Origin of the sequence: Pseudoalteromonas rubra (assembly GCF_000967655.1) — a bacterium.
GTDB lineage: Bacteria > Pseudomonadota > Gammaproteobacteria > Enterobacterales > Alteromonadaceae > Pseudoalteromonas > Pseudoalteromonas rubra_A.
Genome location: NZ_JXYA01000004.1, coordinates 103251 through 119481 on the forward strand (window position 1 = coordinate 103251; position 16231 = coordinate 119481).

Here is a 16231-nt window from a genome sequence, read left to right on the forward strand (position 1 = left end):
CTTAAATGCGTTCAGAAAAGGTAAGACAGGTGAGTAAGCGCTGCGCTATAATGCGGTGTACAGGCATTAACACTGTCTTTAAAATTAATATTTTCAACTTGTTACAATAGTTCTTTGGTGGTGCGGTAAAGATGCAGTCAAAAAAAATGAAACTCGCGGACTTGGCAAAATTGGCAGGCGTGTCGACGTCTACCGCATCAAGGGCATTGAATAATAATCCGCTGATCAAAGAAGCAACCCGCAATAAGTTGCAGGCACTGGCGAAGAAGCACAACTTTAGCCTTAATGCAGCGGCAAGCCGTCTCAGGTTACAAAAAACCAATGTTATTGCGGTGCTGATCAACTTCGATGCCGAAACGGAGCAGTCGATTGATGATCCGTTCTTACTTAAAGTGGTGAGTGACATTAATCTGGCAGTGAATCGTCAGGGCTATGAGCTGCTGCTGTCAAACTCTTATATGGCTGGTGATGACTGGCACGGATACTTTATTGATGGCCGTCGCGCCGACGGGGTGATTGTGGTCGGTCAGGGTAAACAGCAGGCTCGTATCGAGCGCTCGGCCAGTGCTGGCACGCCTTTGGTGGTGTGGGGCGACCCTAAAACCGAAGGGGATTATCCCATTGTTGGCAGCGATAACTATCGGGCCGGTTGTATGGCCACTCAGCATTTACTGGATCAGGGTGCACGCAGAGTGTTGTTTATGGGCGACCCGGCTCACGCCGAACTGGCAGAGCGTTATCGTGGCTTTTGCGAACAGGTAGATAAAACGCCCGATGCAACGGCCTCGCTACTGAAAATCGACATAACCAGCCAGGCCGCATACGAGGTTATTAACCACACGCTGCTGAGCGAAGGTCTAAGCTTTGATGGCATTTTTGCCTGTAGTGATATGGTTGCCCTGGGCGCGATGAAAGCACTCAAAGAGCGTTACGTCAGCATTCCCAATGATGTGCGCATCGTCGGCTTTGATGATATAGCTATGGCGGATATCAGTTCGCCGTCGCTGACCACCATCAAACAAAATACCCGTCTGGCGGGGCAAGTGCTGGTCGATAAATTACTGGCGCAGTTGCAAGGTGATAAGCCTCAGCCTGCGCAGCTGGACGTGGAACTGATCAAGCGCCAGTCGAGCTAAGCTTCACAGAGTGCTCAATACTACAAGGATAAGATGTGCCATCTTCTTGTTGCATCTGAGTCTGTAAACAATCCGTACAAAATTTTAATTTTAGAATTGCAAACGATTGCAAAAGTAAATTGTCGCGGCTAGACTGACTGTTATTGAATGGTTACAGAGTACCCTTATGAAGCACACCAGAGTCGTGCTGGCCATGGCGGCCTGCTACTTTTTGTTTGCGATTTTGCTCAACAGTGTCGGCACCGTGATATTGCAGGCGATCAACTCCTTTGACGTGTCAAAAGCTCAGGCTGCCAGCCTGGAAGGCTTTAAAGACATACCGATTGCCATTGTGTCTTTCCTTGTTGCCTCGTTTATTCCGCGTATCGGTTATCGGCTGGCGCTGCTTGGCGCGCTGTTTTTGGTCGCACTCATGTGCTTGCTCACACCTGTGCTGGGCGCTTTCTGGGCATTAAAGGCCTTGTTTGCCAGCGTTGGCTGTGCCTTCGCCATTGTCAAAGTGACAGTGTATGCGTTGATAGGCCAGGTCACAGAAGATGCTAAGGGACATTCGAGCTTGCTCAACACCATTGAAGGCTTGTTTATGGTTGGGGTGCTCAGCGGCTACTGGATCTTTGCGGCGTTTATCGGTGAGCAGGCCGACTCTTTGTCCTGGCTTAATGTTTACTACCTGCTTGGGGCGCTGACGCTGGTTACTGCTTTATTGGTGATCAGTGCACCGATGAAAAAGCCGCAACACAGTAAAGAGCTGCCGCTGAAAGATGAGTTTGTTGGTATGCTGAAGCTGGCCTATCAACCTCTGGTACTGGTGTTTATCTTGTCGGCCTTTTTGTATGTGCTGATTGAGCAGGGGGTCGGGACCTGGCTGCCGACATTCAACAACCAGGTTTTAAATTTACCAGTTGATATTGCGGTTCAGCTAACCAGTATTTTTGCTGCCAGTCTGGCGGTGGGCCGACTATTGGCAGGTCAGTTACTCAAGCATGTTCACTGGTACAGCCTACTGAATGTGTGCCTGATCGGCATGGCGGCGCTGGTGTTGCTGACCTTACCCATGACTGAAAACCTTGAACCACGTTCGGTGAATAGCCTGTTTGACGCGCCCCTTGCGGCCTACCTGATGCCTTTGATTGGCCTGCTGATGGCACCCATTTACCCGGTGATTAACTCAGTGATGCTGAGCAGCCTGGCCGAGCGTCTGCATGCCCCAATGACCGGCCTGATTGTGGTTTTCTCGGCCCTTGGCGGCACTACAGGCTCGCTGATCACCGGGTTTGTCTTCGAATACATTGGCGGCCAGCAGGCGTTTTATCTGTCTCTGATCCCCATGTTCGGCATTGCCATTACGTTATTTTTGTTTAAGCGACGCGCTCAGGCACAAGCCAGCGCTTGCGCACTCTAGGAGTTCTCGATGCAGTTTGAACAGTCAAACTTGTTTAAAGCGGTGCAAATGCAGGCCATTTTTGCCGACAGCAAACACTTTGCCGATGCCATTCCAAAAGTCAGCTGGGAGCAGGCCTGCGCGCAGTACGAGCACGAGATGCCCGAAGATCTGGCAGCTTTTGTTGCACAGCACTTTGAGTTTGCGCCGCAACCTGAACTGGCGGCGCTGAATGCGACGTCGGTGAAAGATTACATCAGCCAGTTATGGTCGCGTCTTGAGCGCGCGCCACGCGAAGGCAATGCCTCGTCGTTACTGGACTTACCCGCCAGCTATACGGTCCCCGGCGGTCGCTTTAATGAGATTTACTACTGGGACAGTTATTTTACCGCGCTGGGGTTGTTGGATGCCGGTCGTACCGAGCAAGTGTCGAACATGCTCGATAATTTTGTCAGCCTGATAACGCGCATTGGTCATGTGCCCAATGGCAATCGCAGTTATTATACCAGTCGCTCGCAGCCGCCGGTGACTGCGTTAATGGTATCTTTGCTGTGGCAAACGCATCATCAGGACCAGGCCTGGCTGCAAAAAGTGACCGAGGCGTTGCAAGCCGAGCATGCTTTTTGGATGGCAGACAGTGACAAACTCAACGATGAGCTGAGCGAAAGCAGGCGCGTAGTGCGCATGCCCTGCGGCGGTGTGATGAACCGCTTTTGGGATGACAGCGCGCAGCCACGACCTGAATCCTATAAAGAGGACATTGAAGCTGCGGATTTACTGGAGCCTGAGCATCGTGCTGCGTTTTATCGTAACATTCGCGCGGCCTGTGAGTCGGGCTGGGATTTCAGCAGCCGCTGGCTGGATGACCCTGCGCAACTGTGCAGTATCAATACGGTGCAACGTATCCCCGTCGACCTCAATGCGTTGTTACATCAACTGGAGTGGCAGATCAGTGAGTGTTATGCCGCGCTCGGTCAGGCGCAGCAAAGCGCCCATTTCCTGCAACTGGCTCAGCAGCGAAAGCGTCTTATCCAGGCTTATTTGTGGGATAAAGAGCAGGGCTGGTTTATGGACTATCATACCGCCTTGCAAACGCGTAGCCAGGTGATGTCTCTGGCCGCAGTGGTGCCCATGTTCCTGGGTCTGGCCAGCCAACTGCAAGCTGAAGCCATGGCGCAGCGACTGGAGCAAGACTTTCTAAAAGCGGGCGGGCTTGTGACCACGCTGACCGAGACCGATCAACAGTGGGATAGCCCAAATGGCTGGGCGCCACTGCAATGGTTTGCGGTCAAAGGGCTGATGAACTACGGCTATCAGAAGCTCGCAACCAGTGTTGCGAGGCGTTGGCTGGCAATGCTGGAGCGCGATTTCGAGCAGCACGGTTGTTTGCTTGAAAAGTACAATGTGGTTGTGCCCGGTGTGCGCGCTGGCGGTGGTGAGTACCTGGTGCAGCAAGGCTTTGGCTGGACCAACGGGGTAACCAGTCGCTTTTATCAGCTGCTGGAAGATTAAAGATCGCGGTCATGTCACGCCGGTGGCATGACCGACTTATCAATCCATAAATACAACTCTAAAAAGGATGGCACCTAATACGATAAAAAACAGCACCAATTCGAGTTTATAAACAACCGACTTGGCTTCCCGCTCTGCCTTGTTTTTGGCTATCTCCTTCTTTATATTGGTTTCCTCAGGGTGTTTTTTTTCATAGGCCTGATTGGCTTTTTGGGCAAACTGCCTGCGCTTGTCCGGGCTGAGCGCTTTATTTAATGCTGAGCCATGATCAGAAACATGACCTTTGGCTGCACGTTTTGGTGGGCTGGGCATAAGAACCTCCTGAACAGACACCTTTAACCAAGTATAGCGCCTGATCAAAAGACTGGCAGCTGACTGCGCTGCCAGGGGAAATAAGAGACGCTGCCAGATGAACCAGTTCACGGCAGGCAGGTCAAAAGGTATACGGCTGGGTGATTTTTGTACATTACAGCCGATTACACGAAAGACGGGAGGTGTTTCAGATGGCGCAATTTGCAACACATCTGTTAGTTAGCCTGGGTGTGCTTACGGTGCTTAGTTTGAGCGGTTGTGATGCTGCCCATGAGAATAATGACACTCAACTAATAAACCTTGGGCATAGCGCTGTAGCGGGTCAGTTTTCGGCTGATGGCCGTTACGTTGTGCTGCACAACCCGGGCGATAAGCTCGCCGTTTTCGATGTTGCCACAGCCGGCCTGATATTTACCAAGGCCGACCCAATCACACAGTCGCGGGATACCAAAGGCAAAATCCTGGCGTTCAGTTTGAGTGAAGACAACAAGCAGCTGGCGATTGGCTATCTTACATCGGTTGAATTGTGGGATATCGAGCAGGGTAAGCAATTGGGGACAGTGTCCGTACATCCCACCTCAGAGCTTGCCAAAATATCGACATTGCGCTTATACAACCGGCCATATTTATTATTGGTTGGCTTAAACGATGGCACCATTAACTTGCTTGACTTGGATAATCAGTTAGTTAAAAAAGCAAAGGCCCACGACAGTAAAGTCATGCATATCGCGATGAGCGCCCAAGGTCAGAATGTGATCAGTGCAGGGCACGACGGTCAAATACTGTTGTACGATGCGCACACCCTGACCACCAAGCGGCGGTTTACATTCGACAGGCGCATTACCAGTGTGGCTCAAAGCCCCGACGAAGCCAGCATGTTTGCATCCGACGCACTGAATGAGCAGCGTATTTTTTCAGTTTATTCAGACGCTGACTATGATGTGACCCTGCGTTATCCGGAGCGTTTCAGGTGGTTCAGAGCCGCAGCCTTTAGTGCCGATCAACGCTATCTGGCCACAGGCTCATCCAAAGCCTGGTGGACGTTATGGGATGCAAAAAATGGTCAGGAAATTGGCGCTTTTTATATCAAGGCCCTGAGTCGCGATGCCACCATTATGGATATGTATACCGATTCGCAAGGTCAGCTGCTAACGCTGAGCAGTGACGGGTTTATAGAGTTTTGGCAGATCAGCACCTTACTAAATCACCAATAAAGGCTGGTGTGGTTTTTGCTGCGACTAGCCAGGTAGCGTGTTATTGAGATGTAATAGAAGCCGACGCCACAATTGATTACCCTCCCGGCAGGGCGAAAGCAGAGGTGTACTTTTACTCTCAGTGAATACACGTATAATGGCGGTTTTAGTGGTGTCATGAGTAGAGTTATGTGGTTTAGGGGATGGCTGGTCCTGTTGTGTGTACTGATATTGGGTGCGTGTAATGACGAGATCCAGCTCAGTAAGGGCAACATTGGCAGGCTGAATGACAGTGGTATTGTGATGGGCCATTTTTCAAAAGATGGCACTAAGCTTGTCACCTTTGATAATCAAAAACAAATCCAGGTCTGGAATGTCGCTGATCAACAAGTAGAATTTACCGTGCCCAAGGACAAGACCCCCGAATTTGTACGAGATATCGCGCTGTCCGAAGACTTGCAGATGTTGGTGATTGCCAGCGAAACAGAGCTGGCGTTTTGGTCACTGAGTAAAGGGAAGCTGGTGACGAAAGTCGCATTTGGCGGCGTTACACCGGGCGCGGTGATCACGGCCATGGCCATTTCCCCGAAAAATGACAAAGCCATTGTCGCCATGGCGGATGGCACAATTAACATGGCCGATTTGCATACTCAGATTAATAACCGTTTTGCGCCACATTCGCGGCCTGTTCAGCATGTCTTTTGGGATGACAAAGGCGAGCTATTTGTGACCGGTGCGCAGGACGGCAAACTGGCATTGTGGAAATTTGGCTCAGCTGAGCCTATTTTTATGAAAGAGTTTGATCATCGGGTGACCAGTGTGGCCGTGAGCGACGATTTTTCAGCCTTATTTGCCTCGGATGCGTTGAACGAACAGGTGGTGACATCACTGACCGACGGACAGAGCATCAGCGAGTTGCAGTATATGTCGCGTTTTAAAGTGTTTCGTAAAGCCTTGTTTATAAAAGGTAGTGAACTGCTTGCAACGTCTTCATCTAAATCGCATTTAAGTATCTGGAATACGCAAAATGGTGAAGAGCTGGGTACCTGGCAAATCAATTTTGTTCACGATGGCGCAACCATTGTGGACATGTATGCAGCGGACAGACATACGCTTCTGACCTTAAGTAGTGATGGTATTTTGGAGGCGTGGACACTCAACGCACTGGCTCAACGCTAAAGAAGGTGAGGGCATGATTAGATGGATTTTGGTTTGCTTATTGATTGTCGGCAGTGGCGCGGCGGCGACTCCCGACAACGCGGCTGGTAAAGACGCGCAGAGGCATTTATTCAGTGCAGCGCCCGAGCAGCAAACTAGTGAGCTGGCTGAGGTTGAAGCAACAGCGCGCGTTGGAACAGAGTTTACCGCCCTTAACCTGATAGCCCTGTGTTTTGTGGCTTACCTGGTGTGGACACTTGGCCGTTATCTGTTGATGCGCAAACGCGATGCCGATAAAGCCGAAGCTGACAGGCATAAATGGCAGGTGTATCAGAGCCTGGCCACGTCGCTGGATGCGAAAAATTACACCATTATTAGCCGACATTTATACCCCAATCAGCTCGACGCGCTATCGGTAGACTGTGTGGTGTTATCGCCGTTTGGTGTGTTTGTCGTCGTTGTTGCAGAGCAAAGCGGTCTGATTGCCGTTGAAACAGATAGTCAGGTTTGGCCCTGTCGGCATAAAAATAAAACCCACTATCTGGCAAACCCTCTGACAGCCGCGGCGCAACGTGCTGCAACACTGGCTGGTGTATTAAATACGCCATTTGGCGTGCGCTGGATTGTGGTATTCCCCGATGATGCTGAGTTTAGCCCAACCCGGCCGCCCGATTGCTGTAAAGTCAGCGAAGTGTCTTTAGATATTCTCAGGTATACCCGATGTCAGTTTAGCCATGAGCAGGTGCGGATATTTGAGCAGGCTGTTTTAAGTTATGGAGAGCACAATAAGAGATTAAGCGCCTGATTTGTTGGTTACAGCTGACATTTTTGATGCGCAGTCATTGAAATCAGGGTACAATTGCGACTGTATATCATTTCCCCTGCTGTATTTTATAAGGCATTAAACTGCTCGAATGACCGATCTGACAACACACCAAGCGTCTCGAAATCGACTTCTAATCGCACTAGCACTCACCTGTACCTTTATGATTATTCAGGTTGTTGGTGCGTATTACGCGAACTCCCTGGCGGTTCTGGCCGATGCCGGACATTTATTTGTACACAACAGCTCTTTGCTCATTGCCTTGATCGCTTCGGCAGTTGCAATCAAGTTAGCGAAAACCTATAACGACGGATACAAAAAAGCCGAGTATACTGGCGGCCTGTTCAATGGGTTACTGTATTTATCTATCGCCGCCATCATTTTGCTTGAAGGTGGCGAGCGGCTTGGGCATCACGGCGATGGTCATGATCTCAATGTGAACGCCTTTGCCATGTCCAGCATTGCGGCCGTTGGGTTCTTGTTTCACGGGGCGTCGGCCTGGGTGCTGTATAAAGGACGTAAAGACAGCATTAATGTGTACGCTGTTTTTCTGCATTCCTTTTTTGATTTACTTTCTACCATTTCGACCTTTGTGGCAGGCGTACTGATCCACCTCACCAACTGGGAAGTTATCGATATTATATCGAGCATGCTGATTTCCGTGTTTGTTTTGTTTACGGGTATTAAGGTTATTTATACCTGTATTAAGGGTCTGACAGAACAGTCGCAATTGTTGCCGGCGGTCGAAAAGCTGGAGCGGTTGATCCTCTCGACGGAGCATGTTGAGAGTGTCCATAATGTTACTGTGACTAATCTGGACAATCAGTTAACGGTGGGTGCGCATATTGTGCTTAAACACCATTGTACAATTGAAATGCATGATGAGGCATGTCGGCTGGAGGTTGAGCGCGCTTTGATGAAGACCTATGCGGTCAAACAATGCGTATTACAAATAGAAAGCCACGATTGTCCTGATCACTAAACTTGGCAAAACTCAGTTTTTCCTTTACTTTTTAACAGTATCAATAAAATAAAAATCACCAGTCAGCGAGATTCAGTCAGCATAGTTTGTGTGGTGCGCTCAAAAGCTTGTAGCGCTGGCTGGCGCACCGGAACTTAACAGTATGTCTGCTGTGTCAGAGCTCTGTAGGTTTTGGGAACAAGAGGAGCCTGAGTATTGTTCGGGAAAATAATCGCGTTACCTAAGATCGCAATTGCGGTTGTGCTGGGGTTATTAGGTGGTTTTGCTAACCTGCTCCCGCTATGGTTCCTGGATAGTTCAGAGTTTCTGTTGGGGCAGCTGTTTGTTATTCTGGCGCTAATGTCGCTGGGATGGCGCTCTGCCTTGTTGTGCGTTGCCATAGGCGCTGCCTTCATATTTTACCGCTGGGGCCATTGCTGGCCCTCGATGGTGTTTTTGTTAGAAATAGCCTGGTTGCAGATATTTTGTGTCAGGCCCAATAAACCTTTGTTTATGCGGGGGCTGGCGTTTTGGATACTGTTCGGGATCCCGCTGCTCTTCCTGTTTGGTAAGTTTGCGCTGGATCTCAATCTGCTGGTAATAGTGACTGCTCTGGCCAAATACTTCATTAATGCCGCCATTTGTCTGGTCATTGTTGACCTGCTGTCGCTGTTTTTGTTTAAACAGTTGTGGCAGGCCAAACCGCTCTATCGCATCCTCAATTACATGATCAGTCACCTCATTATTCTGGTGGTGCTGGTGACAACTATTATGCTGACCAACAGTCACTACGAACGAATTGAGTTTGAGGTGCGGGCACAGCTAAGTGATGTGGCCAACACAACCGCACAGCGTATAGATGGCTTTTTAGGTAATCATCGCCGGGCGCTGGCGGATGCGGCGCACAATATTGAAGCCGGACTGGACCCACAGCAGACGATCACCCGCCTGGTTGAGTCATACCCGAATATTCGCACCGCTATTACTGCCGACGCAAGCGGTTTGGTCAGCCACTTTTATCCCGATACATTGAGGACCAGTTTAGCGGGCGAAGTGCCGGCCGTATCCGATCGTCAGTATTTTATCCAGGCACCTTATTATCCCAATGGCTTTGTATCGGGTATTTTCAGAGGCAGAGGGTTTGGAGATGATTCGATTGTGGCCATTTCCGCACCGATTTACAACTCAGGGGACTTTGCCGGCATTGTCGAAGGCTCGGTATTTTTTAATACATTTGAGCAGTTTATTCCCCGCGTTTTATCGCATACGGGCCATCTGATGATCCTCGATAGCGACAATAAAGTGGTCTTTAGCTCACTGAAGTCTGACTTTAATACCCTGGATGCATTGGATGATGAAACACTGAATGCGCTGACAAACGACAACCAGAATTTGTATATCGGCAAAACAGAAGAGGTGTTTTACAGGCGCAGTGTACGCTCAGAGGAGTTTAGCTGGCAAGTTATCAGCTTGATTGAGCGAAAGTACGTCAATTTGGCGGTTGCCTCTGCCTGGGGGCAGTCTTTTTTCTTGGCCTTGTTCATAATTGCCCTGAGTAGTGTGCTGGTTAGCAAGCTGACCCGCATGTTGATCAATCCGATGCATGATTTGAGCACCCGCCTGAATGGCTTCGACCCCGCCAGCCGTAATGATGACTTGTCACCTCGTGAGGAAGCCACGTTTCTTGAAGTGATCACGCTGCAACAGCAGTTCACTCAGCTGGCGTTTAAGCTCTCCATGAGCTTTAAAAAGTTGCAAAAGGCGAATCAGGAAAACCAGTCCCTTAACGCCCAGCTGAAGAATTTTAATGCTCAGTTAGAAACTCAGGTGCAGGAGAAAACGGAAGAGCTGATTGACGCGCTGGACAGAGCCAACAAAGCCAGCTCGGCGAAGAGTTTGTTTTTGGCCAATATGAGCCATGAGATTCGCACTCCGCTCAACGGCATTATTGGTATGACCGCAGATATGCAGCGTCAAACCCATGATTCGTCAGTTGCTGAGTCTTTGCAGATCATCTACCAGTCGGCGCATAATCTGTTGTTGATCCTCAATGACATCCTTGATTACTCGAAAATTGAGGCGGGCGCACTGGAGCTCGACCGGCACGATGTTGAGTGCCGTAAAATGTTGCGTTTGTTGACTACCTCATTTTGTAAAACCGGCGTCAAAGCCGGGGTGACATTCAGTTATGAGGTGAGTGATGCAGTGCCAAACTATCTCAAACTGGATGAACTTAGAGTCACGCAAATCATCAACAACCTGTTGAGCAATGCCGGCAAGTTTACCGAGCAGGGCAACATCAAGCTGACTGCCAGTTATGTTGATGAAGCCTTGCATATTGCCATAACAGATACTGGCGTTGGTATTGCACAGGAGAAGCAAAAGCTGTTGTTTGGTGAGTTTATACAGGCGGATGTATCGACAACCCGTAAATACGGCGGCACCGGACTTGGGTTGACTATCTGTAAGCGCCTGGCAGAAGCCATGGGTGGCTCCATTCATCTGGACAGTGCCTGGGGTAAAGGTAGCACCTTCACTGTGGTCATTCCTGCACCGGTGGGTGAGGCTCAGGTTGAGGAGAAACAGCAGATCAGCGCACCAGACTTGCGCGGTGTAAACATACTGCTGGTTGAAGACAATCCAATCAACCAAATTGTTGCAGCCAAACTGATGGAACATACCGGATGTAGCCTGACCAAAGCCAATGATGGCCTGGATGCCCTGGCCATTTTGGAAGGGGCCGGATTTCCGCTTATCCTGATGGATTGTCAGATGCCAAATATGGATGGTTTTGATTGTACGCGCCGGATCAGGCAAAACCCCAATCTATACGGCGCGCCGCATATTGTTGCGATTACAGCCAATGCCTTTAACGAGGATAAAGTGAAGTGTCTGCAAGTGGGAATGGATGATTTTGTTTCCAAACCCATAGAGCCGGATGCGCTCTACCAGTGTCTGAACCGATGGCAAAATCGTTAGCCGACTTCGGCGACATCCGGCGGATATTGTTCAAGCAGCCCGCTTGCGCTTAAGGGTTTGGAAAAATAATACCCCTGCATATACTCACAGCCCAAATCCCGAAGGAAGCTTACTTGCTGTGCGGTTTCTACGCCTTCGGCGATACACGCCATATGGAGGTTTTGTGCCAGCATATAAATGGTCTTCACGATTGAGCGGTTATGCGGATGGGTTTCCAAAGTACGAATAAAGCTCTGATCGATTTTGATAATATCGATGGGGAACTGGCTCAGGTAAGTGAGCGACGAATATCCGGTGCCAAAATCGTCTAGCAGCAGGGTAAAGCCAAATTTCTTGAGCTCGGCCAGCGTTTTTCCGGCTTTGTGCCTGTCTGCCAGAAAACTGTTTTCGGTGATCTCAAGCTTGAGCTGGTGATTACTCAGTCCAAACTCTGCCACAATGGTGTTTAATGAAGTGGCAAGGTTGTCGTGCATAATGTGCTGTGGAGAGAGGTTCAGCGACAAATAAAACGATGCCTGCTGGCGGAAAAACGGCGCCAGCTCCTCAAGTGCATGACGCAGTGCTTGCGTCGTCATTTGTTCGATTAAGCCCACTTCCTCCGCGATAGGAATGAATTCAGCCGGTGAAATTGCGGTTGACCCCAGTTGCCAGCGCATCAGCAGCTCAACGCCAGTGAGCGTATGATTTGTGGTATTCACAATCGGTTGATAGTGATTGTAGAACTGATTATCTGCAACCGCTTCTTTGAGTGCCGCTTCGAGACTGAGTTTTCTGCTCAGGTGTGCGTTCATCTCACTGGTAAAGAACTTGAAGCTGTTTCTGCCGCTTTGCTTTGCGCTTAGCATAGCGATATCGGCGTTGCGTAAGAGTGCTTCGGCCGTTTGTGCGTCAAAAGGATAAATGGCCACCCCAACGCTCGCCGAAATACTCATCGAAATACCATCCACTTCGTATTTGGCGCACAGAGTATCGATCATGTGCTGAACCAGCTCGGTGACTTGGGCGATGTCTTCAAAGGTTTTTACCAGCACAATAAATTCATCACCACTTTGTCGGCCCAAAATGCAGTGCTCACTGAGCACACTGCTGATCCGCTGGGTCACGGCGATCAGCAGCTGGTCGCCTGCATAGTGGCCGTAAGCATCATTAATGGGTTTAAATTTATCGAGATCGATAAACAACAATGCGCACCCTGCGTTATGCTTTGATGCGTTATAAATTGCGAATTCAATGTGCTGAAGCATCAGGTTGCGGTTGGGTAAGTCGGTCAGAGCATCGAAGTTGGCGAGGTAACGCAGCTCACTTTGTGCCTGTTTTTGTTGCGACAGATCCGAGCCGACAATCACCAGAAACTCGATGTCGCCTTGTTCATCCGCAACGGCATTGATGCTCAGCTGGACCGTGCTCTGTCGCTGTGCATCAAAAGTGATATCAATTTCCTGTTTAATATTCTCTTTAGGCTGGATCTGTCTTAGTGCACCAAGCAACTGAGTCAGCTGTTGTCGCCCCAGGTGTTTTTTCAGTTTAGACAGAGTCAGCTGCTGTTGAGGGGCTTTACTGCCCAGCCCTAAAGCGGCTGCAAGACTTTGATTGACAGACAACAGTTGCAGGTTGCTGTCTAAAATGAGTAACCAGTCCTGAATTTGAGATAAGGCCTGAGAAAACATGGCAGCATTTAGCTGATTGGCTTTTTGCTCTGTTACATTGCTGTAGATACCGGATGCTCTGAGCGGCTCACCTTGAGCATCCCACTCGCTAACTTTGGCAATATCATGATACCAGAGCCAGCCACGTTGCTTGGAATGAATACGGTAAGTAATAGAAAGCTGACTGTCGGGCGCAGCCAAAAAGCGTGCCCACTGATGCCTGACCATTTCCTGATCTTGCAGATGCACTTTATTAAAAAAAGCGGCAAGGCTGAGCTGCTTACTATGGCCAACATCCTGGGCATTGCCCAGCAGGGTGATTTGCTGAGTCGGGATCTCCATACTCCACAACCCACTTTGTGTTTTTTTCAGTGCCAGATCGGTTTGGGCTTTGGCATGCGCCAGCTGCTCGTAGGTCTGGCGTAGCGCGAGTTGTTTACTCTGGTGCTTACGATAAATAAAGAGCAGCACAGCGCAGGCAAACAATGCATAACTGAGCATGGCAAGTGGGGTATTCCACCAGGCATGTTTAACTTCAAAGTGCAGCTGGCTCTGGGCGCGCTTTTCATGACTGCCGGGTATGAGCTCTGACAATGTCAGGGTATAGTTTCCGGGTTTTAACGTATTAAAAAACAGATAGTTATTACGGACATGCTCGATTTCAACGGAACTTGGTCCAGACAGGCGTGCATGAACAAAGTTACGCCGTTCATTGAAAATATTGAACTGGCTGAACTCAAAGCGAAATCCCATATCGTCATATTCGAACTGCAAGGTTCCTTCGCGTAATTGCGCCGGGGATGTCAGCACAGGCCTTGACATCAGTTGTAGATTAGAAAACGCGAGCGGGTTGCGCTCGGGCGGCAGGGTAAAGGCGCTGGGGTTAAACTTCACTGCGCCATTGGGCGTGCCAAACAGTATGTCGCCCGAATGCAATACCTGACTTGCCCCCAGGTTAAACTCGTTGGTGATCAGACCATTGCGATGGTCAAAATGATCGAGGTGCAATGTGTCCAAATCTAGCGCATAGAGCCCATTTTGGCTGCTGATCCAAAGCTTATTGTGCAGATCGCGCTCCAGTTGGTACAAAGTGTTGGTCGCCAGCCCCTGGTTTTCGGTGATGTGTATGATGCGTTGCAGGTTACTTGTTTCAAGCGCAATCAATCCTATGGTGTTGGTTGCCAGCCAGAGCCTTCCCTGTGAGTCCTGCATCCAGTCATTAACGAGTGGGTAGGCACTGTCAGGCGCTTGCTCGGCTTGCCACACGGGTGTGAGCTGGTGGTTGCGCCGGTCGTAACTGAGCAGGGCTGTGGCGGTGCTCAGTAGCAGCTCATCAGGTTTTTCTGGTCTGGAAGGCAAAAATAACAGGCTTTGCAAATCATCAAGCTGCGCTTCCAGTTCAGTCAGTCTGGTCATTGTTTGTAAAGCAAGGTCGTACAGGAAAATATGATGATGGGTGTGAAACAACAGGGTGCGCTGATCCAACATTAACGACCCGACCAGATGGTCGTCACCCGTCATGGCCACCTCTGTGTTAGAGGCTTTAATAGGTGAAGTTTGCCCGGTCGAGGTATCAAATTGCCGCAACCCGGCTCTGGTATCGAGCAGCAGGATATTGTCGGCCAGGTAAGGCGAGCTATAGATGCGATAGACGGCATGACTGCCGTAAGCCGGTTTATGATTTGGGTCACGAAAGTAACTTTGTTGCAGTGCCGGTTGGTGGCCTGCAGAAAAGCGGTGAAGGCCGTCATCGCTGCCAAGCCAGAGAGTACCGTCGTCGCTTTGATGTACTGCCCAGATATTATTGTTGAAGTTATTATCCTGAGAAGCGAGCAGCTTGAACCGATACGCAGACGTTGGCCAGATAAATACGCCATTATTATTTGACCCAAGCCACAGATTTGCATGTTTATCTAACAACATAACGGGAATGGTATTTTGCGGCGTTAAGTAACGACTTTCGGTGAACGAGATAAGTGCGGTAGCACTGTGGTCACGGCGATCAAGCAGGTACAAGCCAGTATCTGTGGCCAGGTATTCTCCATAAGGGCCGCGTTCATGTGCCCAAATATTGAGTTTTGGAACCAGTAAGTAGGCTTGCTCGCTGTTTAGCTCAATGTCATCATTTGGGATAACAAACAGTCCTTCAACTGTCCCGACAAGCAGCCCCAGAGCTGAGTCTTGCTTTAGCATCTTCACATTATTGTTGAGCACAGAGCGACTTGTAGAGCCCAAATGGTTAAGTGGGAAAACCTGGTCGTTTTCAAGCTGAAACAGCCCAGACTCAGAGCCTATGAGCAACGTATTGTGCCATACCAGCAAGGTTCGGATATAAGCCTTGTGGGGGAGGGTGGCAAGGCGTTTAGAAGCGAGCGTTTTTGCATTGACGGTGTATAACACATTCTCAATCGCAATCACGTAATTGTTCTTGAACTGAGCGACTGCATTGACTGCGGCGTCGGGGGCTATGCCCTGGCGCCCACCCTGGTCAAATAACTTCTCCAGCGCAAAAGTGTGGGTGTTGAGTAAAAAGGCACCTGACTGTGCGGTTGAGATAAAGAGCTGGTTGTCTTCTAACAGCTTGATCAGCAAGATGTCGCTGCCTAAAAGCAGTGACTGGCCCGCAAAGGGGCTGAACTGATTGCCGTCGTACCGGTTTAGGCCCTGATGGGTGGCTATCCAGATATACCCTTGCTTATCTTGCACCAGGCCAGTTACGCTTGACTGAGAAAGCCCTTCCTGTGTTGAGAGACGGCTGATCTGATTTGCATAATAGGGATCTGCAACCACCAGATGATGGCACATTAATAATAAAGACAATAATGCTGCTTGTAGCCAGTAGTTCATTCTCACGTTCCCAGGCGCACAACAGAGAACAGTCCTTTGACGCTTTGTGCAGTCATAGTCGCTGAGGCATGCATTGCTCAGATTAAACTAATTATATCAATTTATAAGCCGCTCTGAACTAGATTTGGAAAAAATGTACCCAATGACTAATTTTTAGGTAAAAATAGCTAACCGGGGCAAAAGCCTAAGCCTTTGAACTAGAAGGTGTTAGAAAAGCCCAAGCAATGCAACTACGAATTATTCTCATTATTTCTGTTTTTGTTGTTGATAACCATTTTTGTTT

At 49.4% G+C, this 16231-nt stretch carries 10 protein-coding genes; 8 read left to right on the forward strand and 2 right to left on the reverse strand.

Features of this window, described 5'->3' with window-relative positions; all coding sequences use genetic code 11:
• Positions 1 to 131 precede the first annotated feature (131 nt).
• The 3 genes from TW77_RS02495 (at position 132) to TW77_RS02505 (ending at position 4029) form a co-directional block, all read left to right on the forward strand.
• Positions 132 to 1136 (forward strand): LacI family DNA-binding transcriptional regulator, encoded by a 1005-nt coding sequence (locus TW77_RS02495; RefSeq protein ID WP_046003400.1) that lies wholly within the window; start codon positions 132 to 134, stop codon positions 1134 to 1136.
• A 166-nt stretch (positions 1137 to 1302) separates the two neighbouring features.
• Positions 1303 to 2538, forward strand: coding sequence for an MFS transporter (locus TW77_RS02500; protein ID WP_046003401.1), 1236 nt, complete (start codon positions 1303 to 1305; stop codon positions 2536 to 2538).
• A 9-nt stretch (positions 2539 to 2547) separates the two neighbouring features.
• A complete protein-coding gene (locus TW77_RS02505) occupies positions 2548 to 4029 on the forward strand; it encodes a trehalase family glycosidase (protein WP_046003402.1) in 1482 nt (493 codons plus the stop codon).
• A 39-nt stretch (positions 4030 to 4068) separates the two neighbouring features.
• Here TW77_RS02505 and TW77_RS25050 read toward each other — a convergent pair whose 3' ends face one another.
• Positions 4069 to 4551: a hypothetical protein gene (locus TW77_RS25050; protein ID WP_156158584.1), complete on the reverse strand. Its 483-nt coding sequence runs from the start codon at positions 4549 to 4551 to the stop codon at positions 4069 to 4071.
• Between TW77_RS25050 and TW77_RS02515 the strand changes: the two genes are divergently transcribed.
• The 5 genes from TW77_RS02515 (at position 4533) to TW77_RS02535 (ending at position 11455) form a co-directional block, all read left to right on the forward strand.
• The gene (locus TW77_RS02515) at positions 4533 to 5555 is read left to right on the forward strand and encodes a WD40 repeat domain-containing protein (protein ID WP_046003404.1); all 1023 of its coding nucleotides are present in this window, start codon (positions 4533 to 4535) and stop codon (positions 5553 to 5555) included. The genes TW77_RS25050 and TW77_RS02515 overlap by 19 nt on opposite strands.
• A 168-nt stretch (positions 5556 to 5723) precedes the next feature.
• Entirely contained in the window at positions 5724 to 6713 is a 990-nt protein-coding gene (locus TW77_RS02520; protein ID WP_082078791.1) for a WD40 repeat domain-containing protein, read from the forward strand.
• A 13-nt stretch (positions 6714 to 6726) separates the two neighbouring features.
• Positions 6727 to 7497: an NERD domain-containing protein gene (locus tag TW77_RS02525; RefSeq protein WP_046003406.1), complete on the forward strand. Its 771-nt coding sequence runs from the start codon at positions 6727 to 6729 to the stop codon at positions 7495 to 7497.
• 109 nt (positions 7498 to 7606) lie between these two features.
• On the forward strand, positions 7607 to 8497 hold the full coding sequence (locus tag TW77_RS02530) for a cation diffusion facilitator family transporter (protein WP_046003407.1): 891 nt from the start codon (positions 7607 to 7609) through the stop codon (positions 8495 to 8497).
• Positions 8498 to 8692: 195 nt separating this feature from the next.
• Entirely contained in the window at positions 8693 to 11455 is a 2763-nt protein-coding gene (locus TW77_RS02535) for an ATP-binding protein (protein WP_082078794.1), read from the forward strand.
• Here the strand turns inward: TW77_RS02535 and TW77_RS02540 are convergent.
• Positions 11452 to 15948: an EAL domain-containing protein gene (locus tag TW77_RS02540; RefSeq protein ID WP_046003408.1), complete on the reverse strand. Its 4497-nt coding sequence runs from the start codon at positions 15946 to 15948 to the stop codon at positions 11452 to 11454. The genes TW77_RS02535 and TW77_RS02540 overlap by 4 nt on opposite strands.
• Positions 15949 to 16231: the final 283 nt, after the last annotated feature.